Below are 24,132 nucleotides of genomic sequence, written 5' to 3' on the forward strand. Positions count from 1 at the left end.
CCACCGCCGCCGACAACGACTGAGCCAGCGAGAGCGCACGATGGCCGACGATTGAACCGTTGAGACCGGCCTCAAATTGGGCCGTTGCCGACATCACCACGTCCGCGCCGGCCGCCTCGTTCCCGGTGGCCGCCTGAGCCGGGCTTGCCAGCGGCAGGCTCCACAGCACGGCCATGAATCCCGCCAGCAACATCAGCAATACGCGTCGAACGCGACCAGTCATCTCGTCCCCCTCTGTCTTTCGGGATGTCTGTCGGTCAGCAGCCTGACAGTTCCACCAAGAGACGGAGGAGACGCGAATCGGCCAAAGGAGCCGTCGATGAATTACTGGTGCGTGTCGGGTCAACTGTCCGTTCTGGGCGAGGACCAAGAGCAGGCCAGCCCGGTCAACGCAGCACGGGCCCGGGAGCTGACCGAGCAGCTGCGCACGGCGATCGAGGACGTCCGGGCAGCCGTCCTGGTCCTGGCCCGCCGGGTCCGCGCCGCCCACCAGGCCCGGGTGTGGACCGTACTCGGGCACCCGTCGTGGTCGGCGTATGCGCTCGCGGAGTTCGGGATCGGCCGCTCGACGGCGTACCGGCTGCTCGACCTGGCGGCCGTCGCCGAGGCCATCGAGGGCACCGTGCAGGCCGAGCTCGGGGTGTCCCACGCGTGGGACAGCACCGACCTGGTCCTGCCGGTGCGCGGGGTCGTCGACCTCAAGGGCCGCACCGCGGAGCTCACCGACCTGATCGCCGAACGCCTCTCCGACGCCCACCAGGACGCCGGCGGCGCCGTGCTCCCGGCCGGGACCATCGGCGGGATCGTGGCCGCCGCGGTCGGCCGAGGTCCGCGCCCGCCCCGACGTCCCGACCGCCGAGCTGGAGACCGGCCCCACCCCGGACGGCATCGCCGCCGAGGCCTGGCGCCGCCACGTTTCTGTCGGCCGCGACGCGATCACCCAGCAGCGCGCCGCCCAGCTCGGCATCGGCGCACTCGCCCTCGAGGTCGTCCCGGCCTACGTCTCCGACCGCCAGGCCGAGGACGCCGACCTTGCCCGCCTCGCGAACGACATCGGCATCACCACCGAGGAGATCCTCGCCTGCCGCCGCGGACGTCCGGGCGATGGACGGCTGGTAGAAACCAGCAGGTAGCAGGCTGGGACTTCTACTTCTGGGCCCTCATGTGAGGGCCCAAATTTGAGAGCATCGCCAATCGCATCCGATGCGAATACGCGACCCTCAGCACCGGCAGCCCACCCTGGCTTGCTCTGAGGGCCGCTGAACAGGCACGTCATCCTGGGCAGGAACCGCCGCCGACGGTACCGCACCGGCGACGCCCCGCTCCCACCCTTCACTCCATCGGGCGACTGAACTGGGGAAACACCTCGTCATCGCATCAGACGCGAAAAACTCGCGTCTGATGCGATGAACGGAGAGTGATGGCACTGCACGGGAATCCGCCGCCGGGAGCGGCACAACTGCACCTGATCAGCGGGTTGCCGATGCTGCGGCCGGAAGAGCAGGTCTTCGAGGCGATGCTCGCCGGCTGGCGCAACCAGCAGCTCGCTCGGAACCTCTCGGTGGGCTACGTCGAGGACCAGGAACGCCGCGTCCGGGCGTTCGTCAGCCATGCGAACACCATGCCCTGGGACTGGACGCCGCAGCACATGGACGAGTGGTCCGCCGACCTCCGCACGATCCACGGCTGCGTGCGCGGCACCCTGCGGAACTACCAGGGGTCGGTGCGGCAGTTCTGCGACTTCCTCACCGACCCCGCCTACGGCTGGGCGGAGGAGTGCCTGGGCAGGTTCGGCACCCACCCGATCCAGGTGGTCTACGAGTGGAACGCCGCCGCTCACCGCGACGAGGCCGAGGGCGAGCCCGAGCGGCGCGCCTTCACCCGGCCCGAACTGGAGGCGTTCTTCGACCACGCCGACGACCAGGTGCTGCGAGTGCGCGGCAAAGGCCGCAAGGGCTGGGTGCCCGCGTTCCGCGACGCCGCCCTCTTCAAGACTGCCTATGCCTACGGCCTTCGCCGCAACGAGACCCGGATGCTCGACCTCACCGACTTCGGCCGGAACCCCGAAGGCCGCGAGTTCGGCGAGTACGGCACCCTGCTGGTGCGCTACGGCAAGGCGAAGAAAGGCTCACCGCCCAAGCGCCGCAGCGTGCTCACCGTCTGGCGGTGGACTCCGGACATCGTGGACGAATGGATCAGCGAGGTCCGGACCGGCATGCGGCACTCCAGCGGGCCGGCTCTGTGGCCGTCCGAGCGAGGGCAGCGGGTCTGCGTCCAGCGCCTGGACTCCCGCTTCTCCGCCTACCGGGACGCGCTCGGCCTGGACCCGGCGCTGGAATTTCACTCCCTGCGAAGGTCGTACATCACCCACCTGCTCGAAGACGGCTACGACCCGCTCTTCGTCCAGCAGCAGGTCGGCCACGAGTACGCCTCCACCACCGCGATCTACAGCTGCGTGTCCTCCGACTTCCGCACCCGCACCCTCCGCCGCGCGCTCGACGCCAGCATCGAGGCAGCGCTGCTGCCGGCCAGGAGCTCGTGATGGCCCGCCGGGTCACCTACCGCTGGCAGCTGCGCGAGCTGATGGCCACCCACGGCATGTTCACCGTCACCGAGCTGATGCCGCACCTGGCCGAGCGCGGGATCACCCTGTCCGCCTCCCAGGTCCACCGCTTGGTCTCCGGCACGCCTGAGCGGCTGTCCCTCCCCCTCCTGGCCGCGCTCTGCGACATCCTCGACTGCACCCCGGCCGAGCTGATCATCACGTCCGCCGAGAACCTCTCGGCCAAGCGCGCCGTCGGCGAGTCGGCACCGATCGACCTGGCCGCCCGCAGGCCCAAGCGCGTCAAGCTCACTGAGACCTGACCCGATGGCGAAGCCACAGGCCCGACCAGGGCGAACATGTGACTGCGCCCGCTGCGACCGGCAGGCGCCGCGGTCGGTCCGATGGCCCGACGGCCCCATCTGCCGCACCTGCTACCGCCACGCCGTCCGCACCTACGGCCGCTGCGGAGGCTGCCGGGCCGACCGGCTCCTGCCGGGCCGCGACGGCAAGGGGCGCCCCGTCTGCCGCGACTGCGCCGGCATCACCCAGGTGTTCACCTGCGCCCGCTGCGGCTTCGAGGGCGACCTGTGGGGCCGGCTCTGCGAACGCTGCACGCTCGCCGACCGCCTCGACTACCTCCTCGGCGACAGCGAAGGCCAGGTGGCACCGGACCTTCTGCCCGTCGCCGAAGTACTGCGCGACACCGACCGCCCGCGCAGCCGCCTGCTCTGGCTCCGCAGCCCCGGCGCGACCGAGCTTCTGCAAGCCCTGGCTACCGGCACCATCCCGCTGTCCCACGAAGGTCTGCAGGACGCGCACGGCTGGCGGACGGCCACGCTGCTACGGGATCTGCTGATGGACAGCGGTGTCCTTCCCCGCATCGACCGCCAGATCTTCCTCTACGAGCGGTGGCTGTCCGAGCAACTTGCGGCCGTCGAAGATCCCGACCACCACCGGTTGCTACAGCACTTCGCCACCTGGCGTCTTCTCCGCCGACTGCGCGAGACGGCGGCCAAGCGGCCTCTGGGGGCGTCGCAGGCAAGCCACGCCCGCCGACAGTTCAACGAGGCCCGGGGCTTCCTCACCTGGCTGGCCAGCCGGGGCCGCAGCCCGCAACGGTGCCGCCAGGAGGACCTGGACGCCTGGCACGTCCACTCGAACCACGCCGCAGCGGCCTTCCTGGGCTGGTGCGCGGACAGCGGCCACCTGCCGAAACTGAGGCACGCGCCGCAGACCGTCGGCAGCAGGACCACCCCGCTCGACCACGCCGGACGGGCGGCCGATCTGCGCCGCGTTCTCCAGGAGGACGGCCTGCCGCTCCGCACCCGGATCGCGGCGGCACTCGTCCTGCTCTATGCCCAGCCCGTGACCCGGCTGGTCCGGCTCACCACGGACGACATCTCCGACGACGGCTCCAGCGTCACCATCGCCTTCGGCGATCCGCCGTCCCTGCTGCCCCAGCCCGTCGCCGACCTCGTCCGAGCACACCTCAAAGCCGACCGACGCCTGCACCGGGCCAGCCCCCGCAGCGCCCACTGGCTGTTCCCCGGTATCCAGGCCGGGCAGCCGATGAGCCCAGGAGCCCTCCGCGAACACCTACGGGCAGCCGGAATCTCCCCCAGGACAGCCCGAGTGACAGCCCTCCGGCACTACCTCCAACACGCGCCGCCCCCGGTCGTCGCCAAGGCCCTCGGCTACACCCAGGCCACCACGGCCTACGTCGCCACCGAGGTCGGCGCTCCGTGGAGCCGGTACGCACCCGGCAGCCACTCGCGGTGACCACTGCGGCTCCTGGACCTCGAATACGCGGCACCGGAACAGGCGGGCCTACCGGTCCCGCCGCGCTGTCAGGGCCCCGCCTGGGCCGCCACGTCGCTCGCGAGGTCCGCGTCCGCGCTGTCGGCGGCGTCGCTGAGCCCGAGGCGCAGGTGCTCGGTGTGGTAGACGGCCTGGTCGAGGAGTTCGGCGACGTGGTTGTCGTACAGCGCGTAGACCACGGAGCGGCCCTGCCGGGTGCCGACGACCAGGCCGAGGTTGCGCAGGAGGCGTAGCTGGTGGGAGCAGGCGGACTGCTCCATGCCGACGGCGTTGGCCAACTCGGTGGCCGCGCAGGAGCCTTCGCGCAGACGGGCGAGGATCAGCAGTCGGGACGGCGTGGCCAGGGCCTGCAAGGTGGTCGCCACTCGGGCGGCGTTGTCCGCGTCCAGGCGCGTGCGCGGGACGGTGTTCTCGGCTGCGGTGACGACTCCATGGCCCATGCCGACCATCCTACAGATGATGAATGAAGAGCTGTTCATATGTTCCTGTATGGTGGATGAGTCGCCCCGCCCTGCCTGCGCGAAGGAACACCACAGCCATGTCCACGACCCTCACCGAGCGCCCGGCCGTCGCCGCGGCGCCTCGCGAGACCGTCGCTCCCAAGCGTCGCACGCGCGTCTTCGCGCTGGCCGAGGCCCGCTGGGCCGCCGCCGCTACCGTCGCCTTCCTGATCGCCCTGCCGCTGCAGCTGACCGGCGCCCCGGCCTGGGCCTGGGTGCCGATGTACGCGATCGCCTACGTCACCGGCGGCTGGGAGCCGGCCTGGGCCGGCCTGCAGGCGCTGCGGGAAAAGACCCTCGATGTCGACCTGCTGATGATCGTCGCCGCGATCGGCGCGGCCTCGATCGGGCAGGTGATGGACGGCGCGCTGCTGATCGTCATCTTCGCCACCTCCGGCGCGCTGGAGGCCCTGGCCACCGCCCGCACCCAGGACTCGGTGCGCGGCCTGCTCGACCTCGCCCCCACCACCGCGACGAGGCTGCTGGACGACGGCGGCGAGGAGACGGTGGCCACCGAGGACCTGGTGGTCGGCGACACCATCTGGATCCGCCCCGGCGAGCGAGTCGGCGCCGACGGCCGCGTCCTGGACGGCGCGAGCGAGGTGGACCAGGCCACCATCACCGGCGAGCCGCTGCCGGTGGCCAAGCAGGCCGGCGACGAGGTCTTCGCCGGCACCCTGAACGGCACCGGCGCCCTGCGGGTCAAGGTCGAGCGCGACGCCTCCGACTCCGTGATCGCCCGGATCGTCACCATGGTCGAGGAAGCCTCCGAGACCAAGGCCCCCACCCAGCTGTTCATCGAGAAGGTCGAGCAGCGCTACTCGCTCGGCATGGTCTTCGCCACCCTCGCCGTCTTCCTGGTCCCGCTCGTGTTGGGCGCCGCGGTGACCGGCTCGCTGCTGCGGGCGATGACCTTCATGATCGTCGCCTCCCCGTGCGCCGTGGTGCTGGCCACCATGCCGCCGCTGCTGTCCGCGATCGCCAACGCCGGCCGCCACGGCGTGCTGGTCAAGTCCGCCGTCGTCATGGAGCGCCTGGGCCAGATCGACGCGGTCGCGCTCGACAAGACCGGCACCCTCACCGAGGGCACCCCGCGCGTCACCGACATCCGCCCCCTGGCCGGCTCCGGCCTGTCCGAGGAGGACCTGCTGACGCTCGCAGCCTCCGCCGAGCACCCCAGCGAGCACCCGCTGGCCCGCGCCGTCGTGGACGCCGCCCGCACCCGCGGCCTCGACCTGCCGCTCGCCCAGGACTTCGCCTCCGCCCCCGGCATCGGCGTCACCGCCACCGTGGGCGGTGCCGCCATCGCCGTCGGCGCACCCGCCCGACTGATCAACGGCGCCACCGACGCCCAGTCCGCCAAGGCGGCGACCCTCGCCGAGGAGCTGGAGAAGGGCGGCCGCACCGCCGTCCTCGTCGAGCGCGACGGCACCCCGGTCGGCGTGCTGGGCATCGCGGACCGCCTGCGCCCGGACGCCGCCGCCACCGTCGCCTCGCTGGCGACGCTGACCGGCTCCACCCCGATGCTGGTGACCGGCGACAACCCGCGCGCCGCCGCCCGCCTGGCCGCCGAGGTCGGCATCACCGACGTCCGCGCCGGCCTGCTGCCCCAGGACAAGGTCACCGCCGTCCAGGAACAGGAGAAGGCCGGACGCAAGGTCCTGGTGATCGGCGACGGCGTCAACGACGCCCCTGCCCTGGCCGCCGCCCACACCGGCATCGCCATGGGTCGCGCTGGCTCCGACCTCGCCCTGGAGACCGCAGACGCGGTCATCGTCCGCGACGAACTCGCCACCGTCCCCAAGGTCGTCGCCCTGTCCCGCGCGGCCCGCCGCCTGGTGGTCCAGAACCTGGTGATCGCCGGTCTGTTCATCACCGGCCTGGTCATCTGGGACCTGTCCGCCACCCTGCCGCTGCCGCTCGGCGTCCTCGGCCACGAGGGCTCGACCGTCATCGTCGGCCTCAACGGCCTGCGGCTGCTGCGCGAGATCGCCTGGAAGCGGGCCGGCGCGGAAGGCGCCAAGTGAGCAAGCAGAGCCGACGGGCCGCCTCCACCTCCAAGGTGGGGGCGGCCCCCTGCACGGTCACGGTCTGCCGCGGCTGCTGTTGCGGCACCCCCAAGGTCCCCGGCCTGGACCACCGCGCCCAGCTCACCGACCTGCGGGAATCCCTCGCCGGCGTGGCGAACGTGCGGCCCACCGACTGCCTGGACGCCTGCGAGCAGGCCAACGTCATCGTCATCCAGCCCTCCGCCGAAGGCCGCAAGGCTGGCGGACGCCCCGTCTGGCTCGGCCTGGTCAACGACCCCGACGCCGCCGCCGACATCACCGCCTGGGTCAAAGCCGGCGGCCCCGGCCTCGCCGACCCACCCGACATCCTCTACCTGTACGCCTTCCAGCCCTCCCGGCGAATCCGCCAGACCCTGCCCGACTGACCCCCAGAGACCCTTGCGAGAATCAGCCGCCATGACCACCCCGCCTGCCACCACCTCCCTCACCACCTTGCTGCGGCGCGGTTTCGCCCTGGAGTACGCCACCCTGGGCTGGAACGTGATCGGCATCGTGGTACTTGCCATCGCCGCCATCTCCGCGCGGTCAGTGGCGCTGGCCGGCTTCGGCCTGGACTCCCTGATCGAGATCGGCGCCTCCACTGTCGTCATCTGGGAGCTGTCCGGCACCGGCGAGGACCGCCAACGCCGCGCCCTGAAACTGATCGGCGCCGGCTTCGCGCTCCTGGCCGCCTACCTGCTGGTGCAGTCCACCTGGGTACTCGCCAGCGGCTTCCGCCCGCACCACTCGCCGCTCGGCATCGCCTGGACCGCGGTAACCGCCGTGGTGATGTTCACCCTCGCCGCGGGCAAGGCCCGCACCGGTACGGCCCTGGACAACCCGGTCCTCAAGACCGAGGGCCGGGTCACCCTGATCGACGGCCTCCTCGCCACCGCCGTCCTGCTCGGGCTGGTCCTCAACACAGCCGCCGGCTGGTGGTGGGCCGACCCGCTGGCCGGATACGTCTTGGTCTACTACGCGGTCCGGGAAACCAAGGAAATCCTCTTCGGCCACCACTGACCGTCCCCTCGGATTGGCGCCAGGCTGCAACCAGCGGCGTACCTCGTCCGTGGCCAGAGGCGTGACCACCTTCACCCAGCTGCAAGATCAATTGCTCGTGGAATTGCGGCTCTCTCAACACGCAGACTTGACAGGGAAGCCCAGTGTCACGCCGTCTTCGGCGTGACCGGTGCGGCGACGGGCCGACGGCGGGGCCGGCCACGGCCCTGACGGCGGATCCGGCGGCGCAGGGCAGGCGGCAGGGGCTGGTCCAGCGCAGCCCTTGGCGCTGGCCACGGGTGCGGGGGCGGAGCACGCCGCGCCCAGCCACCTTTACGGCCGCGGTCCGCATCGGTTCGCAGTTGCCGCCCGTTCCCGGCCTGGTCGGCAGGGCAGGCGGCTGGCGTTGCGGGGATGGGGAAGAGCGAAGGGGCGGGGATGGACTCATGGTCCATCTTGGGGGACACCACAATCCCGGAAATCGACCATGAGTCCATCCCCCACTGGGCAGTGCAACCCGCCTTCACGTACATGCGACTGACCCTGGGATCACGTCACATGTACGCCCGCTCGCGAGAACCGGTGCAGCACCACGAGGTCGAGCTCGGGCAGAAACGGGTCGCGGAGCTGGGTGGTCTCGCCGGCCTGGACGAGCCGGTGAACGTGGACGCCGTCCCCCGGGTGGTCGAGGTAGCGGCGGGGACGTGTTGGTGGATCAGACGACCGGGTCCGGGCCGCAGGTGGCGCAGCGTCGGCGTCCGGAGCCGCGGGCGCGCAGCTGCTCGGTGGTCAGCAGTTTTGGCAGCCGCTCCCAGCTGGCTGCATCGGGGTCGATGGCCAGTTGTTCCTGGAGGGTGGCGAGGCGGGCCTCGGGGCCCTGGAGGGTGGGGCAGTCCCAGCGGTGCAGGCGTGTGCCGCTGGCGGGGATGGCGTAGACGGCGCCGGCGTCCAGTTCGGCGCGCCAGCGGGCGATGTCCTCTTCGGCGGTGCGCAGCTGGTGTGTGCGGTGTCGGCAGCGGTCACACTCGCCCTCGGGATGGGTGTAGCAGGCGCAGGCCCCGCACGTGGCGCAGCGGGTACAGACCTGCCGCCGCCGGTCTTGGCGGAAGCTGTGCGGCGCTACGGTGCGGCGCTTGCTCGTGCCGTGGACGAGGAAGTCGACCACGCCGACAGCGGCGAGCTCCTCGGCTAGGCCCTCCAGCCGCTCGTTGGTGACGCCGACCAGGGCGGCCCGTTCGTCCCAGGTGTGCTCGGAGTCGGCGGTGGCCTGGGCGAGGAGGACCGCGTACGCGAGGCGGGCCTGCGGTGTCAGCTCCTTGTCCAGCAGCACCGCCGCGTCGGCGAGGGCCTCACGCCTGCTTCCCGTCCGGAGTACCGGCATCCCATGCCCCCTTCACCTGCGGATCTGTCCTCCGGAACCGTATCCCAGGCGATGTGCGGCCGGGCTGGCATCGACGAGGCGGGCATCGATGCGCGGCACGGAGTCAGGGCCGGCCATCGGCAGCGCACCGGGTCGGTTGCTCGAGTTGGGGGCTTCGGCGTGCGATTTGACTTTGTCTGGGAATCTGGGAGATCTTGGAGCTATCAAAGTTAAAGTTGACTCTGGAGAGGCCCCGCGTGAACCGCAGCACTCGCACCATCGAGATCGACGACGACGTCTTCGCCTTCCTCCAGCAGCACAGCGAACCCCTGGTGGACACGCCGAACGACGTCCTGCGACGTCTGCTGCTCGGTGAGGCCGAGCCCACTGCCAGCGGCGAGGTCGCCGAACGGCGGGGGACCGGCGCGCTGATGCCCTTCATCGAGCGCGGTTGGCTGCTGCCGGGCGCTGAGCTGCACCACACCAAGAAGCGTTCCGGCACCACGTACACGGCGTCGGTCACCGCAGACGGCTGGATCCGCATCGAGGACGGCCAGGTCTTCGCGTTGCCCTCTCCCGCGCTGAAGGCCCAGGTCGGCACCGAGATCAACGGCTGGGGCCAGTACATCGTCAGCGAAACAGGCGATCGTCTGCAGGACCTTCGCAACCGGCTCAACGAAGAGCAGCAGAACAAGTCCTGAGCCGACCGCGAACCGCAGGCAAGGACAGTTGGTCGCGGACCGCTTGGAGGCGCGGTGAGTGAGGGGGAGGTGGCGCCGGACGTGCTGTCCGACGCCGAGAGCAACGCGGTGCTGGAGGCCGTGATTCTGCCGGCCGCGACGGCGGGCGCGGCGCGTCAGGAGCAGCCGGTGGCCGTGCTGGTGGTCGGTGTTCCCGGCGCCGGCAAGACGACGACCGCCGACATTGTGAAGGCCGTCCTGGACCGACGCGGCGGGGCGGTACGGATCTGCAGCGACCTGTACAAGACGGCCCATCCCCGCTATGGGCGGCACCTGGTCGACGACCCGCGCACCGCCGGGGTGAAGGTGCGCTTCGATGTGCGCCGCTGGCAGGCCGCGGTGGAGGAGCGGGCGTGCCGGGAGCGCTTCGACGTGGTCGTGGAGACGGTCGACCCGGGCCAGGCCCTCGCTTTCCGGGAGGCGGGCTACCGGGTCGAGCTGTTGGTGGTCGTTGCGTCGGAGGCCGACAGCTCGCTGGGTCGGCTGGAGCGCTACACCGCCGCGCTTCATACCGGCCCCGAGGGTGCCGGGGGCCGGTTCGTGTCCTGGGAGAACGCTGACGGGGCCGGTGACCGGCTGCCCCGTGCCCTGGCCCGGGTGGAGGCCGAGCGCCTGGCCGACCTGGTCACCGTGGTGCGGCGCGGCCTTGTGCCGGTGTACGTCAACGAGCTGCTGCCGGGCGGGGTGTGGCGGCGTCCGCCCGGCGCGGACCAGGCGGTGCTGGACGAGCTCGCCCGCCCCTGGTCGGCCGGCGAGACGGCCCGCTTCCGCCGGGCCCTGGCCACGGCGGAGCGGCGCCTGCACCACGAGAGGGTCAGCGAGCCCCACCGGCTGGTGGCGCTGCGCGACGCCGGACGGTGCGCGGCACTGGCCGAGCCGGTGCGCCGCATCGCCCAGCCCACCGCGAGCGCGCCAGGGGTGGACTACCACCGCCTGTCTGCCGACGAGCACGACTGGGTCTTCGAGGAGCTGATCGTCCCCGGCTACCTCGACCAGGTCACCTCCCAGGACCGGCCGGTGGTGGTGTGCGTGATGGGGCAGCCCGGCACGTACAAGACCTGGATCGCGAACCTGGTGCAGCGCACGCTGCGCCGGCAAGCGGCACGGATCGCTGGCGACGTGTTCAAGGCCTTCCACCCGGACTATCACCGGCTCCTGCACGAGGACCCGCGCAGGGCCGGGACCGCGATCCGCGCCGACTACCAGGCCTGGCAGTCCCGCGCCGAGGCATACGTGCGCGACCGCCGCGCGGACGCGGTCGTCGAGATGGCCCCCGGCAGCCCCGGCGAGTTCCTCAGCCGCGCCCGTGCCTGGCGCGGCGCCGGCTACCGGGTCGAGCTGGTCGCCATCGCATCCCGGGCCGCCGACAGCCGCCAGGCCACCGCCCGCCGCTACGCCGCCCAACAGCGCGAGGGCCTGCCCGCCCGCTTCACCACCGCTGCCGGTCATGACCGCTGCTACAGCGCCGCCACCGAGACTCTCTGGCAGGCCGAGCTGGAGGGCGCCGCCGACCTGATCACCGTGGTCCGGCGCGACGCCTCCCTGCTCTACCGTGGCCGCTCCTGCCTGCGGCCCGGCGCGGCCCTGGCCCAGGAGCTGGAGCGCAACCGCCCCTACACCGCCCCGGAAGCCCACCAGTTCTGGACCTGGCAGCGCGAACTGCACGCCGCCCTGCCCCAGCACCGAGCCGAGCTCGAGCGCATCGCCGCCCTCGCCCGACCACTGATGCCCACCCTGCTGCGCCGTCTGACCGTGCCCACGCCGGCCATCGCCCTGCCGATGGCACCGGCTGCCTGACCGCGCGGCTCAGGCCTCGCCGCTCAGCTCCCGGTACAGGCGGGCATAGCGGCCCGCGATCCGCGCCGCCTCGTCCTCCCCGGCCTCCTCCAACGCCCGCAGGTCGGCCTTGCACGCGCGTTGCTCAGCGAGCAGACGCTCCACATCCTGGGTCCGTCCGGCGCGGAGCGCGGACAGCAGCTGGCTGCTGTACCAGGCGACCACCCGCAGGACCCGCTCCCGAGCCTCCTCGGCAGGCTCGCCGCCGCGCGTCGGATCGGCGCCGGAAGGGCTGTCGGAGTGCTGCGGGTCGTCCACGGAAACCACCTTGATCACGAGTATTGCGGGCCGCCTCACCGTCACGCTGGCGAAGGCGCTGCGCGAGCGGCACCGCAAGGTGACTGCGCTGGCCGGCTGCACCCGGCTGGCGGACCTGCTGGAGGCCGAGCCGGATCTGGAGGCCTTGTCGTACTATCCGCACCTGCTCGCCTGGGAGCTCACCCAGCTCCCGGCCGGCAAGAGCGTCGTCCCGGTGGTGCTGCTGGATACCACCGAGGACGTCGGCGACCGCACCCACCGCGACTTCGAACGGTTGCTGCAGCACATCGTCTGGCTGATGCCGAACGTCCTGTTCATGGCGAGCGGACGCTCCCGCCTGCAGTGGGCCGACGACGCCCTGCGCGGCCAGCTCGACTACACCGGCCCCGCCGCCTGGCCCGGCCTGACCACCCGCGCCGTCCCCGCCGCCCGCACCGACGCGCCCGCCACCGGCTCCGGCGCCGGCGGCGTCCGGCAGGTGCTGATCGGCGACTTCTCCCCCGAGGACAGCGAGGACTACCTCGCCCACCGCCTCACCGACCCCGACGGCGCCCCGCTCATCCCCGCCCCCGTCCGCCAGGCCATCGCCGAGCGCAGCCACGGCCTGCCCCTGTTCCTCGACCTGGCCGCCCAGCACTACCTCGCCCTGCAGCGCACCGGCCGCGCCATCGAGCCCGCCGACTTCGCACACGACTTCCCGGCCCTGGTCGCCCGCACCCTGCAAGACCTCACCGGCGACGAGCGGCACGCGCTGCGCGCCGCCTGTCTGCTGGACGCCTTCGACCTCAACCTGGTCACCCGCGCCGCCGGCCTGGCCCACGAGTCCGCCGCCCAGCGCCTGGTCGAGCGGCCCCTGGTCCGCGAGGACCCGCTCGCCCCGTGGCCCTTCCACCTGCACGCCCTGGTCGCCTCCACCCTGCGCACTGCGGACGACCGCACCGACGACCGGTGGACCCCGGCCGACTGGGAGCAGGCCGCCGCCCGCGCTCATGCGGCGCTCGGCGATCAGTGGAGCGCCCGCGGCGCCGAGGGTCGGCGGCTTCTGGTCGCCTGCCTGCGCCAGGGCCTGCGGCTCGCCCGCGACCACCGCCTGGAGCTCGGCTGGCTCGCCCAGGCGGCGTGGGCCTACACCGCCGACTCCGTCTGGGAGCCGCTCGACCCGCCCGCCGCCCCCGGGCAGGCCGGCACCTCCCTGGAGACCCCGGCCGACGCCCTGGTCGAGACCCTCAGCGCACTCGGCGCCCGCCAGCGCGAACACCGCACCCACACCGCCGACCGGCTCACCCGCGTCATCGACAGCCGCCTGCTGCCCGAGGACCTCGCCGACATGGCCCTCTACTACCGAGCCAAGGCCCACCGCGACCTCGGCCGCGCCACCGCCTCCCGCGAGGGCATGCGGCACGTCGCCGAAGGCCGATCCCGCCTCGCCCCGGCGGCCCGCCGCGGGCTCGCCCACCTCGCCCGCCTCGACGGCGACTTCCCCACCGCCCTGGCCACCGCCCAGTCCCTGGGCTGGGAAGGACGCCAGCACCGCGTCCTGGGCGACCTGTGGTGGGTCCACGCCGAGATGGACCAGGCCGCCGCCGCCTACGCAGCCGCCCGCACCGACGCCGAACAGCACGCCGTCGCCGGCGAGAGGGCCACCGCCCAGGCCCAGCTCGCCTTCGTCCGCGCCTTCACCGACCCCGCAGTGGCCGACGACGACCTCGACCTCGCCGCCGAGCTCCTGGTCGGCCTCGACCTGCGCGCCACCACCCTCACCACCGGCATCGCCGCCCTCGTCCGCGACGCCGGGACCCCCAGCGACGAGATCCTCGAGCGCGCGGACCGCCTCGACACCGAGATCAGGACCGCCGGCGTACGCGCCACCCAGGCCACCCTCGCCCTCGCCCGGTGCTTCCACCACGCCGTCCTCGACGACGACACCGGCCTGGCCACCGCCGTCCGCGACCTCGACCAGCTCACCCGCGACCGCGACTACGCCTACTACACCGACATCGCAGCGTTCATGGCCGGCCACCCCCTCCAGCACCCCTCACCGGCACGCTGGTTCGACGGCCCCGACGCCGTCCGCGAACGCTGGCGCGCCCTGGTCACCGCCCGGCAAACCCACCTGGGGCTACGGAGCGGCGACCAGTAGAGAGGAAACCGGACACCCCGGCCGACGCCCTGGTGGATACCGGGGATGACCAAGGCGGGCACGGCCCGACGGCCGGCCAACACCGGATACCGTGGTGCCGAGAAGCAGGAGGAACCCGATGAGCGTCCAACCCGTGTACCACCCGCCACAGCAGCCCCGCGTGCCGCGCACCCTCGACGGCATCGCCGCCGCGCTGCAGGGCGGCCGCCGGATGGAGTTCTACCGCGAACTCGGCCGAGCCAACATCGACCAGGCCGAACAGGTCCTCAACCGCTGGTGGTGCGAAGCCGAGCTGGACACCGACCCCGACCAGGACCGCATCATCGCCGCCGCCCGCAACGCCACCCTGCCCACCGCCACCATGGCCGACGTCCTACGGCTGCGCCGCGAGCGAGGCGGAGACCTGCCGGGTGAGTAACGAAGAGCCGGACGACCTGTGGCCGGTCCTACCCTCCGAGGCCGTCCAGGACGCCCTGTCCGACCCCAACCTGCCAGTCGAACTCTTCTCCGCGATCGTCGCACTCACCGTCGCGATCGCCGAGAACCCATGGCTACCGGAGAGCAGCGCCCGCGACAGCGCCGGCGACTGGCGCCGACTCCCGATCCCCCACGGACGCGGCCTGGTCGAATACGTCATCGACACGCACAGCCACGTCGTACGTCTCACCCGCATCATCCCCCTCTGACGAGCCACCGCCTCGCTGCCCGGGCCGTTCCCCATCAAGTCGCTTCGACCACGGACGGATCGCCTCGCGAGCGGCCGGCCGGGACCGCGGGGACGGGGGCGCCCCGGGGTCCCGGCCATGGAAGGCACCGGCCACCGCGGGGGCGTGGCCGACTGTTCAGCAGCCCGGCAAGGGGGCGGTGGGGCTGCTGTGACCGGAATGCTAGACCCGCCCGAGGCCCGCGAACAGGCCTGCGACCTGCAATCTTTCGGCCGCGAACATGCCAGGTGGTCAGAATTTCTTACCTGCCCGGCGGGCGGCCACCAGCCGCCGTCGACCAGGACACGCGCCAGATCGGGAAGTCGTCTCGGGTTCCCGACTGCCGCTGTCAGGCCGTTAGCTCAGCCTGCGGGTCACGGGTGCACAGGTGGGCGGTCGGGCAGGCGGGGCAGCCCCGGGCATCGACGAGATGGGCGACCGCGTCGAACAGCTCCTGGGCGCGCTCTGCGGCACCGCAACCAACGTCATCCCCCTGCACCCCGCCCCGTACCACCAGCACCTCTGACCCGCAGAACGCCAGCGCAGCACCATCCACCCCGCGACCAACGGAAGCCCAGCACTGCGTATCGCGCCGAAAACCGCACTCTTCCAGGCAAGTTGACTGACCGTCATGCAACCCAGGACCATGAGACCGGTGTGATCGCCGCCAGGGGGCGGTGGAGTTGCTCTGCTACCTGGCCCTGGCCCACCAAGAGGGGCAGAATCAATGGTCCTGAAGGGGGGACGGTATGGATCCGATGGTGCTCGCAGCCGGCACGGCGATGGTGAATGCGATGGCCACCGACGCCTGGCAGGAGACGCGACACGCTGTTGTCGCGTGGTGGCACCGAAGGCACCCGGAGCAGGCCGATGCTGTCGGAGCGGCGCTCACACAAACCCGCACCCAGCTCCTGACCGCGCGGCAGACCCGCGACGCCGCCGGCGAACAGGGGCTGGTGGACGACTGGCGGAGCCGGCTGCAGCTGCTGTTGCGTGAGGATCCGGTGCTGGGCGACGAACTGCGGTGCCTCATCGACCAGGTACTTACTCCCGTCCCGCGAGAGCGGGAGCAGGCCGGGCCGATCTCGATGAAGGCCACCGCCTCGGGGCGCTCGCGGGTGTATCAGGCGGGCCGCGACCAGCACATCACCGACTCGTGACCGAGGCCGGCGAGCCGCCTGCCGATCGGGAGATCCGACTCCACGCACAGGCAGCTGACCACGCGCGGATCTACCAGGCCCACAGGGACCTGATCGTCTCCGAACGGGACCTGCACCTGCACTACGAGGACGGCGTGCGCACCGCCCGCCGCGTAGAGTCGAACGCGCGCCCGATTGAGTGCCCGTACCCGGGCCTGGCGGCGTTCAGCGTGGAGCAGGCCCGCTGGTTCTTCGGACGGGACGCCCTGACCGCCGACCTGCTGGTACGGCTTGACGAACGCCTGTACGACGGGGGAGCACTGGTCGTCATCGCTCCCTCCGGGGCGGGTAAGTCCTCACTCCTCAAGGCCGGCCTTCTCCCCGCCCTGGCACGCGGCGCCCTGCCCCCTGCCGGGTCCGCGCAGTGGCCCCGCTCACTGTTCACTCCCACTGCCACTCCCCTCACCGCCCTGGCGGCGGAACTCGCGCGCGTGACCGACAGCACCCCGCAGCAGGTGGCCGAGGCTCTGGCTGACGGGCCCGCTGCCGTGGTCGCGATGCTGAGCGAGACGCTGCAGGGACAGGCCGAGCGTGAAGCGGGAGCGCGCCGACGGTGGGTAGTGGTCGTTGACCAGCTTGAGGAACTGTTTACGTTGTGTCCCAGCGAACGGGACCGACGCGCCTTCCTCGACCTGCTCGGTGCCCTGGCCGAGCCGGGTCGAGACGGGCAAGACCCGGTCGGGCTGGTCGTGTTCGGCTTACGCTCGGACTTCTACACGCCCTGCGCCGATTACCCGCAGCTGAGGGTGGCCCTCGAAAACCGCCCCGTGGTAGTCGGGCCGATGTCTGAGACCGATCTACGTCAAGCGGTCCTCTTCCCTGCCAGGGCCGTGGGCCTGGAGATCGAGCCGGGCCTGGTCGACGTGCTCCTGCGTGACCTCGGCGCACCAGCGCCGCCGGACACGACGAACCCGCCCGCAGCCGCGGCGGAACCCGGTATCTCGGACGCCGGGAAATTGCCGCTCCTGGCGCACGCACTACGCGCCACCTGGCAGCAGGCACACGGCCACACCCTCACCGTCGAGGGATACCGGGCCACCGGCGGCATCGCCCACGCAGTCGCCGGCACCGCGGACAAGCTCTACGCCCGCCTGGACCCAACCGGTCAACGGGCGGCACACACCATCTTCCTGCGCCTGGTCAAGATCGGCACCGGGGTCGAGGACACCCGCCGACGCCTCCCCTACGCCGACCTGCTGAATTCCGGCGATGACGCTGCCGCCACCGTCATCGAGAGATTCACCCAGGGCCGCCTGCTGACCAGAGAAGGCGACCACGTCGAGATCACCCACGAGGTGCTGCTACGCGCCTGGCCCCGGCTGAGGGACTGGATCAAGGCCGACCGGACGGACAACCTCACCCGCCAGGAACTAGAAGAAGCCGCCCTCACCTGGCACCGCGCCCAACGCGAGGCGGGCATGCTCTACCGCGGCGGCCGACTTGAAGCCGCCCGCATCTGGAACAAGGCGCCCCGCGAGGAAACCCTCAGTCCCATCGCGTCCGAATTCCTCGCCGCCTCCCACCGGCAGGACCGCCGCGCCGCACGAATACGCACCATCGTGATCAGCACCCTCACCATCCTGGCCCTGATCACCTCCAGCGCCGCCGTCTACGCATTCCGGCAGCGTGCGACCGCACAGGCCGAACGCAACACAGCCATCTTCAACCAGCTCACAGCCGAGGCCGACACCCTCCGCAGCACTCGACCATCCGTCGCCGCACAGCTCGACCTCACCGCCTACCACCTCAAACCCGCCCCCGATGAGCTCACACACCTGATCACCGATGCGAACAATCCCCTGTCCACCGACCTCACCGGACACGTCGGCTACGTCTGGTCGGTGGCATTCAGTCCGGACCGGCCGCTCCTCGCCACCGGTGGCGCCGACCGCACGGTGCGGCTGTGGGACGTCACGGACCCAGACCACCCCACCACGCTCGGCCAGCCACTCACCGGCTACACCAGCAACGTCTATTCGGTGGCATTCAGTCCGGACCGGCCGCTCCTCGCCACCGGCAGCGGAGACGGGACGGTGCGGCTGTGGGACGTCACGCACCCGGCCCACCCCACCACGCTCGGCCAGCCACTCACCGGACACACCGGCATAGTCCGGCAGGTGGCGTTCAGCCCAGACCGACCACTCCTCGCCACCGCTAGCTTCGACCAGACGGTGCGGCTGTGGGACGTGGCGGACCCGGACCACCCCACCACGCTCGGCCAGCCACTCACCGGACACGCCGGCAGAATCTCGTCGGTGGCATTCAGCCCGGACGGGCACACCCTCGCCACCGGCAGCTACGACGACGGCACGGTGCAGCTGTGGGACGTCACGCACCCGGACCACCCCACCGCACTCGGCCAGCCACTCACCGGACACACCGGCAGAATCTCGTCGGTGGCATTCAGCCCGGACAGGCACACCCTCGCCACCGGTAGCGACGACCAGACGGTGCGGCTGTGGGACGTCACGCACCCCGCCCACCCCACCACGCTCGGCCAGCCACTCACCGGACACACCGGCAGCGTCGAGTCGGTGGCGTTCAGCCCCGACCCGGACAAGCACACCCTCGCCTCCGGTGGCCTCGACGGCACCGTGCGGCTGTGGAACGTGGCGGACCCGGACCACCCCACCGCACTCGGCCAACCCCTCACCGGACACACCGGCACCGTCGCATCGGTAGCGTTCAGCCCGGACAAGCACACCCTCGCCACCGGCAGCGCCGACGGCACCGTGCGGGTCTGGCATCGCCCTGCCACACTCCTCACCGGACACACCGCCTACGTCGAGTCGGTGGCGTTCAGCCCCGACCGGCACACCCTCGCCACCGGCAGCGCCGACGGCACGGTGCGGCTGTGGGACACCACGGATCCGGCCCACCCCACCACGCTCGGCCAACCCCTCACCGGACACACCGGCATCGTCGCATCGGTGGCATTCAGCCCCGACAAGCACACCCTCGCCTCCGGTGGCGTCGACGGCACGGTGCGGCTGTGGGACGTCACGGACCCGGCCCACCCCACCACGCTCGGCCAACCCCTCACCGGACACACCAACGACGTCCTCTCGGTGGCATTCAGCCCCGACAAGCACACCCTCGCCTCCGGCAGCGCCGACGGCACGGTGCGGCTGTGGGACGTCACGGACCCAGCCCACCCCACCACGCTCGGCCAGCTCACCGCCTACTCCGGCTACGTCAACTCGGTGGCGTTCAGCCCAGACCCGGACAAGCACACCCTCGCCACCGGCAGCGCCGACGGCACCGTGCGGCTGTGGGACGTCACGCACCCGGCCCACCCCACCGCACTCGGCCAACCCCTCACCGGACACACCAGCCAGGTCGCATCGGTGGCATTCAGCCCGGACGGGCACACCCTCGCCTCCGGTGGCGGCGATGGCACGGTGCGGCTGTGGGACGTCACAGATCCGGCCCACCCCACCGCATTCGGCCAACCCCTCACCGGACACACCAGCGACGTCGCATCGGTGGCATTCAGCCCCGACAAGCACACCCTCGCCTCCGGTGGCGTCGACGGCACGGTGCGGCTGTGGGACGTCACGGATCCGGCCCACCCCACCACGCTCGGCCAGCCACTCACCGGACACACCGGCATCGTCGCATCGGTGGCGTTCAGCCCAGACCCGGACAAGCACACCCTCGCCTCCGGCAGCGGCGACGACACGGTGCGGCTGTGGCAGATGAGCGCAGATGAGGCCAGCGGACAGATCTGCGCCAGCACGGACTCCATATCGCCCCGACAATGGCAGCAGTACCTCCCGCAGCTTCCGTTCAAGCCGCCATGTAAGTGAAGGTGTCTCTGGCCCGCGACCCCTGAAGCAGGGCCGCAACGGCGTCTAGCGCCGCCGGGTACTGGCCACGAGCGCACCCAGATGCGACGACCGCCTCAACATGCTGACCTGACAGGGAAGCCCAGGCCAAGGGCCGTCCACGGCCCGGGCCGGTGCGGCGGCGGGCCGACGGCCGGGCCGGCCACGGCCCTGACGGCGGGCCGACGGCGCAGGGCAGGCGGCAGCGAAGGCGGGTCCAGCGCCGCCTGGGCGCTGGCCAGGGTGCGGTAGCGGAGCGCGCCGCGCCCGGCCACCCAGGTCGCTGTCGACCGCGAGGGTGCCGCGGTTGCCACCCGGTCCCGGTGAGGACGGCGGGGCAGGTGGCTGCCGTGAGGGGGTGGGGAGACCGAGGGGAGGTCGATGGGGGGAGCAGCGACCGGAGCGACCCAGGTGTCCGGGATGGGCGCCCAGCCACCCACGCGGCCGCGGTCCGCGTGGGTTCCCAGGTTGCCGCCCGGTCCCGGCCTGGGCGGCAGGGCAGGTGTCGGGCGTTCCGGGGTGGGGAAGAGCGAGGGGGCGGATCGGGCCTGCCGTGGGCGGGGCTACCGGCGCAGCCGCGCCGGGTCGAGGTCGAGGGGGAACGGGTCGGTGAGCGCGGTGGTCTCGCCGACCTGGACGAGGCGGTCGACGTAGAGGCCGCGCTCGAGGTGGCCGAGGTAGATGCGCGGGGCGGGTTCGAGTTCGAGGCGCCAGTAGTGCGGGATGCCAGCCGCGGCGTACAGGCTGGGCTTCATCTTCTTGTCGGCGACGCGGGTGGAGGGCGAGGCGATCTCGATGGCCACGACGATGTCGTGCGCGCTGAGAGTGGTGCCGGCCTCGGCGGCGGCCGCCGCGTCGGCGACGACCAGGTCCGGGATCAGCAGCCCGTCGGGCACGACCACGTTGACGGCCTCCAGCACCTCGAACGGCGCGCCGCTGGCGGTGACGGCGGCGTCCAGGAGGGCCCAGAGGCGAGAACTGGCCCGCTGGTGCGGGACACCGGGGCTCGGGCTCATCAGCAGCGCTCCCCCGACGAGTTCGATCCGGTTGCGGGGGTCTTCGGGCAGGGCCAGGACGTCGTCGACGGTCCACGGCCCGCTGTGCTCGGTGCCTGCAACGCTCACAGGTCCCTTCCTTTCACCCGGCACCTGTCCTCATTGTCCCCGGCGGGGACGTCGGACGGTACCGGCTCACGGAGTCGTACGGTGGACCGGCCCGGCAGGCCGGTCACGATCGGGGTGTCACGCGGCACTGCGGGCGGGGGCCGGCTGCGGCTGGCGGGCGGTGCGCAGCGGGACGGCGTTGCCGCGGGCCACGGCAAGGGCGGCGTGGTGGCGTGCGAGGAGATCGCGGGCGCGGGCCGCTTCGGCCAGGGCCTGCCCGTGCGGGGCGGCCAGCCGGAGTGGGGCCGGGTTCTGGTGGTCGGGCTGGTTGTTCACCTGGGCCTCCTCGGTGATAGCCCCGGAGGTCGGTTTGCACTTCGATCTTCATTGAGTTCTGTCGATGCCTAGTTTGACGGCGCATGCACTGCCTAGTCTCGGAGCTTGACTGTTCCTCAACCGGGATAGGGGAGAGATGGCTCAAGAGACAGGCCGAGGCGAAGTGATCGGGGGAAAGTATCGCCTGATGTACAGCCTCGGCGCTGGAGGCTTTGGCAGGGTCTGGAAGGCCCGGGACGAAGACTTAGACGTGGACGTGGCGATCAAGGAAGTATGGTTGCCGCCTACACAGTCCGAGGCCGAGCATGCTCAGCATCTGGCCCGTGCTGCACGGGAGGCCCGAAACTCGGCCAAGCTACGTGATCACCCCAACGTCATCACGGTGTACGACGTTGTAACCCACGACGGTCGTCCGTGGATTGTGATGCAGCTGGTCGTTGGCTATTCGTTGGAGCAGTACACATGCCATCGCGGACCGCTTCCTGCGGGCAAGGTGATGGAGGTTGCCAAAGGATTGCTACGCGCGCTTGATACGGCCCACAAGAGAGGTATCGTTCATCGCGACGTCAAGCCTGCCAATGTCATGCTGTCCACGGATGAAACCATCCTCCTTGCCGACTTCGGGATTGCGCGGCACGAGAGAGACACAGTTATCACTGCTACGGGCACATTCATCGGCTCACCAGAGTACATGGCCCCCGAACGGATACGAGGCAGCAGCGACCTGCCTAGCAGCGACCTCTTCTCCCTGGGGGCAACTCTTTTCCAGGCCGCTGAAGGGATCTCTCCATTTCGGCGGGACACAGTGCCGGCATCAATTTCGGCAGTATTGCTTGATGAACACCCGCCACTGAAGCGAGCAAAACAGCCCCTTGCGGACTTGATCAGCCGACTCCTTCGTAAGGAACCAGATGAACGACCAAAAATCCCAGAAGCCTTGGCTCTGCTTAACGTAAGTCCAGATAAAGAAAACGCCGTAGATACCCGGAGAAATCCCTAAGTCGGACTGACTCAACGAATCAGCGCGGCGCGCAGCCGGGCGAAGGCGTCGGTGGCCGGGGTCCACTGCTGGCCGCCGATCGGCGCGGCCAGCGACGCCATCGCGTGCTCGTCGGTGCGCACCACCAGGCGGTGGCGGTAGGCGGCGACGACCTCGGCGACGGCGGCGAAGTCGCCGATCGGGGAGGCGTCGAGGGCGGCGGCCATGGCCTGCTCGAACTGCTCGCGGTCGCCGGGCAGGCCGTAGCGGGACAGGGCGGTGCGCAGCTCGCGGAGGGTGGCTGGCCTGGGAGTGGCCGCGTCCGGGTGGTCGGGCTGGGTGGTCACCTGGGCCTCCTCGGTGGTGGCGGCCGCCAGGACGGCGGGCCGCCGCTTGAGGCGAGTACGGAGGGCGGACAGCAACGCAGCGCTGGGATCAGCGTCGCACCGGCTCCGGCTTGCGGGTAGTGGGTTCCGGCGGGGGGACGCCCCGACCGCCATCCGCGCGGCCGCCAAGAGGGCTGGTCCCGCATCTACAGCGATTGGCCGGACTGGAGGTGACGGCGGCGCGTTCGCCTCGGGGCGGAGAGCGCCGACTGGGATACTCCCGGCATGGCTGACACCTACGCTCACTCGCCCGAGGTCTGGACAGCTGGCCGCCTCCGCGAAGCGATCAAGGACCTCCCCGACGACACACCCATCCACATCGGCGTTGCATCCGACCCGGGCGACTTCGACGGATACCAAGACCACGTCCTGACCGACTGCGAACCCGTCGAGCTGTGCCGGCCCGCGACGACGGAAACGCCGGAGCGGACCGAGGTCGAGTACACGCTGTTCGCGGACTGGCCGGCAGGAACGTACGACGTGCTGGACTGACAACTCCACCTGGCGACCGCCCGGACCAGGAACTCAGACTTGTGAACCTCAAGCACCGCATGGCCCCTGCCGCCGGAACGGACTCAGCGGTTCGGCACTCCTGCTGCGCTCCAGGACGCACGGAACCAGGCGAACTCCTCCAGCCAACGCTGCTCGCGCACCTGGATGACCTCCTTCTCCGCGGTGCGGAACAGCATGGCGATGTCACCCGGTACGAGCTGCGCACCGCGCTGTCCCGCTACGGCCGGCCTGGCGACAGCGAGCAGCCGCTCGCGGGGGTTGCTCCGAGTACGCGGTGCGGGGCGCGATGGCGGAGACGTCGGTCCCGCGCTCGGGAGGGTTGCTCCCACTGGCGTGTACGCGCCGACCTGGCCCAGCGCCTCGGCCGCCGAAGGGGATCAGGGCGTCGGCGGTGGCGTTACCTGGCAGACGACGACGGGCTCCAAGCGGGGGACGAAGGCCTGGCAGGAACAGCAGGCCGCGCGGGAAGCCGAGGAGAAGAAGCGGCGGCTGGAAGCCGAAGCCGTGCACAAGGCCCGCGAGGAACGGCACCGCCGCCTTCGCCACGAACACCACAAGCTCCAGCGGGACCTGGACAGCCTGGTGCGCCGCGGACGGTGGGCGCTCGACCGACGGCGTACCGAGAACGAGCGCGAACAACGCCGGCTCCAGGAGGAAGCCGCCGAGAGACGGCGCGAGGAACAGCGCGCCACCGACCTCACCGCCGGTCGTGCCTGGTGGTACCTACTGTCCGCGCAGCAGCGGTCTGAAGTTCCACCCTCTGGTTGGACACCTGGACACTGGGGCGTATGAGCCCAGAGGAAGCAGTCACAGGTGGGAACCAGGAGCAACATGAGTAAGC

25 protein-coding genes are annotated in these 24,132 nt (G+C 71.4%); 18 read left to right on the forward strand and 7 right to left on the reverse strand.

The genetic code is table 11. The features are described from left to right. Positions 1–223 (reverse strand): hypothetical protein (locus ACIRYZ_RS43700; protein WP_402954369.1); only part of this gene is annotated, 223 nt, incomplete at its 3' end. Positions 224–319: 96 nt separating this feature from the next. Between ACIRYZ_RS43700 and ACIRYZ_RS43705 the strand changes: the two genes are divergently transcribed. The 4 genes from ACIRYZ_RS43705 (at position 320) to ACIRYZ_RS43720 (ending at position 4,324) form a co-directional block, all read left to right on the forward strand. Beyond that, on the forward strand, positions 320–1,168 hold the full coding sequence (locus ACIRYZ_RS43705; protein WP_402954372.1) for a hypothetical protein: 849 nt from the start codon (positions 320–322) through the stop codon (positions 1,166–1,168). A gap of 252 nt (positions 1,169–1,420) precedes the next feature. Next, the gene (locus ACIRYZ_RS43710; protein WP_402954375.1) at positions 1,421–2,542 is read left to right on the forward strand and encodes a tyrosine-type recombinase/integrase; all 1,122 of its coding nucleotides are present in this window, start codon (positions 1,421–1,423) and stop codon (positions 2,540–2,542) included. Then, positions 2,542–2,865 (forward strand): helix-turn-helix domain-containing protein, encoded by a 324-nt coding sequence (locus ACIRYZ_RS43715; RefSeq protein WP_402954378.1) that lies wholly within the window; start codon positions 2,542–2,544, stop codon positions 2,863–2,865. The genes ACIRYZ_RS43710 and ACIRYZ_RS43715 overlap by 1 nt, the downstream gene beginning before the upstream one ends. A 4-nt stretch (positions 2,866–2,869) precedes the next feature. Beyond that, positions 2,870–4,324, forward strand: coding sequence for a hypothetical protein (locus tag ACIRYZ_RS43720; RefSeq protein ID WP_402954381.1), 1,455 nt, complete (start codon positions 2,870–2,872; stop codon positions 4,322–4,324). 68 nt (positions 4,325–4,392) lie between these two features. Here ACIRYZ_RS43720 and ACIRYZ_RS43725 read toward each other — a convergent pair whose 3' ends face one another. Continuing rightward, positions 4,393–4,803, reverse strand: a complete 411-nt coding sequence (locus ACIRYZ_RS43725) for an ArsR/SmtB family transcription factor (RefSeq protein ID WP_402954384.1) — start codon at positions 4,801–4,803, stop codon at positions 4,393–4,395. A 98-nt stretch (positions 4,804–4,901) separates the two neighbouring features. Here ACIRYZ_RS43725 and ACIRYZ_RS43730 point away from each other — a divergent pair, with 98 nt between their 5' ends. From ACIRYZ_RS43730 to ACIRYZ_RS43740, 3 genes are read left to right on the forward strand one after another with little or no spacing between them, the layout of a single operon-like run. Beyond that, on the forward strand, positions 4,902–6,890 hold the full coding sequence (locus ACIRYZ_RS43730) for a heavy metal translocating P-type ATPase (protein WP_402954387.1): 1,989 nt from the start codon (positions 4,902–4,904) through the stop codon (positions 6,888–6,890). Further along, complete coding sequence (locus ACIRYZ_RS43735) at positions 6,887–7,297, forward strand: (2Fe-2S) ferredoxin domain-containing protein (RefSeq protein ID WP_402954390.1); 411 nt, start codon at positions 6,887–6,889, stop codon at positions 7,295–7,297. The genes ACIRYZ_RS43730 and ACIRYZ_RS43735 overlap by 4 nt, the downstream gene beginning before the upstream one ends. Before the next feature lie 31 nt (positions 7,298–7,328). Then, positions 7,329–7,931, forward strand: a complete 603-nt coding sequence (locus tag ACIRYZ_RS43740) for a cation transporter (protein ID WP_402954393.1) — start codon at positions 7,329–7,331, stop codon at positions 7,929–7,931. A 694-nt stretch (positions 7,932–8,625) separates the two neighbouring features. Here ACIRYZ_RS43740 and ACIRYZ_RS43745 read toward each other — a convergent pair. Next, a complete protein-coding gene (locus ACIRYZ_RS43745) occupies positions 8,626–9,291 on the reverse strand; it encodes a hypothetical protein (RefSeq protein ID WP_402954396.1) in 666 nt (221 codons plus the stop codon). 236 nt (positions 9,292–9,527) lie between these two features. Between ACIRYZ_RS43745 and ACIRYZ_RS43750 the strand changes: the two genes are divergently transcribed. Further along, entirely contained in the window at positions 9,528–9,971 is a 444-nt protein-coding gene (locus ACIRYZ_RS43750) for a hypothetical protein (protein WP_402954399.1), read from the forward strand. A gap of 54 nt (positions 9,972–10,025) precedes the next feature. Further along, positions 10,026–11,807, forward strand: coding sequence for a zeta toxin family protein (locus tag ACIRYZ_RS43755; RefSeq protein ID WP_402954402.1), 1,782 nt, complete (start codon positions 10,026–10,028; stop codon positions 11,805–11,807). 9 nt (positions 11,808–11,816) lie between these two features. Here the strand turns inward: ACIRYZ_RS43755 and ACIRYZ_RS43760 are convergent, their stop codons facing one another. Beyond that, entirely contained in the window at positions 11,817–12,104 is a 288-nt protein-coding gene (locus ACIRYZ_RS43760; RefSeq protein ID WP_402954405.1) for a hypothetical protein, read from the reverse strand. Between the two features lie 10 nt (positions 12,105–12,114). Between ACIRYZ_RS43760 and ACIRYZ_RS43765 the strand changes: the two genes are divergently transcribed. The 6 genes from ACIRYZ_RS43765 (at position 12,115) to ACIRYZ_RS43790 (ending at position 19,956) form a co-directional block, all read left to right on the forward strand. Then, on the forward strand, positions 12,115–14,244 hold the full coding sequence (locus tag ACIRYZ_RS43765) for an ATP/GTP-binding protein (RefSeq protein ID WP_402954407.1): 2,130 nt from the start codon (positions 12,115–12,117) through the stop codon (positions 14,242–14,244). A gap of 118 nt (positions 14,245–14,362) precedes the next feature. Continuing rightward, entirely contained in the window at positions 14,363–14,662 is a 300-nt protein-coding gene (locus ACIRYZ_RS43770; protein WP_402954410.1) for a hypothetical protein, read from the forward strand. Then, the gene (locus ACIRYZ_RS43775; protein WP_402954413.1) at positions 14,655–14,930 is read left to right on the forward strand and encodes a hypothetical protein; all 276 of its coding nucleotides are present in this window, start codon (positions 14,655–14,657) and stop codon (positions 14,928–14,930) included. Before ACIRYZ_RS43770 ends, ACIRYZ_RS43775 begins: the two co-directional genes overlap by 8 nt. A 406-nt stretch (positions 14,931–15,336) precedes the next feature. Beyond that, positions 15,337–15,474, forward strand: a complete 138-nt coding sequence (locus tag ACIRYZ_RS43780; RefSeq protein ID WP_402954416.1) for a hypothetical protein — start codon at positions 15,337–15,339, stop codon at positions 15,472–15,474. A gap of 223 nt (positions 15,475–15,697) precedes the next feature. Then, positions 15,698–16,108, forward strand: coding sequence for a hypothetical protein (locus tag ACIRYZ_RS43785; protein ID WP_402954419.1), 411 nt, complete (start codon positions 15,698–15,700; stop codon positions 16,106–16,108). Beyond that, entirely contained in the window at positions 16,105–19,956 is a 3,852-nt protein-coding gene (locus ACIRYZ_RS43790; RefSeq protein WP_402954422.1) for an AAA family ATPase, read from the forward strand. The genes ACIRYZ_RS43785 and ACIRYZ_RS43790 overlap by 4 nt, the downstream gene beginning before the upstream one ends. 581 nt (positions 19,957–20,537) lie before the next feature. On the opposite strand, the gene ACIRYZ_RS43795 is transcribed toward ACIRYZ_RS43790, so the two are convergent. Next, positions 20,538–21,098, reverse strand: a complete 561-nt coding sequence (locus tag ACIRYZ_RS43795) for a Uma2 family endonuclease (protein ID WP_402954425.1) — start codon at positions 21,096–21,098, stop codon at positions 20,538–20,540. Positions 21,099–21,215: 117 nt separating this feature from the next. After that, positions 21,216–21,413, reverse strand: coding sequence for a hypothetical protein (locus ACIRYZ_RS43800; RefSeq protein WP_402954428.1), 198 nt, complete (start codon positions 21,411–21,413; stop codon positions 21,216–21,218). Between the two features lie 136 nt (positions 21,414–21,549). Here ACIRYZ_RS43800 and ACIRYZ_RS43805 point away from each other — a divergent pair, with 136 nt between their 5' ends. Continuing rightward, on the forward strand, positions 21,550–22,413 hold the full coding sequence (locus tag ACIRYZ_RS43805; RefSeq protein WP_402954431.1) for a serine/threonine-protein kinase: 864 nt from the start codon (positions 21,550–21,552) through the stop codon (positions 22,411–22,413). A gap of 11 nt (positions 22,414–22,424) precedes the next feature. Here ACIRYZ_RS43805 and ACIRYZ_RS43810 read toward each other — a convergent pair whose 3' ends face one another. Next, positions 22,425–22,814 (reverse strand): hypothetical protein, encoded by a 390-nt coding sequence (locus tag ACIRYZ_RS43810; protein WP_402954434.1) that lies wholly within the window; start codon positions 22,812–22,814, stop codon positions 22,425–22,427. A gap of 189 nt (positions 22,815–23,003) precedes the next feature. Here ACIRYZ_RS43810 and ACIRYZ_RS43815 point away from each other — a divergent pair, with 189 nt between their 5' ends. Both ACIRYZ_RS43815 and ACIRYZ_RS43820 read left to right on the forward strand, forming a co-directional pair. Further along, positions 23,004–23,270 (forward strand): DUF6225 family protein, encoded by a 267-nt coding sequence (locus ACIRYZ_RS43815; protein ID WP_402954437.1) that lies wholly within the window; start codon positions 23,004–23,006, stop codon positions 23,268–23,270. 354 nt (positions 23,271–23,624) lie between these two features. Beyond that, entirely contained in the window at positions 23,625–24,083 is a 459-nt protein-coding gene (locus ACIRYZ_RS43820) for a hypothetical protein (RefSeq protein ID WP_402954440.1), read from the forward strand. Positions 24,084–24,132 lie beyond the last annotated feature (49 nt).

Origin of the sequence: Kitasatospora sp. NPDC101155 (assembly GCF_044768305.1) — a bacterium.
Classification (GTDB): domain Bacteria; phylum Actinomycetota; class Actinomycetes; order Streptomycetales; family Streptomycetaceae; genus Kitasatospora.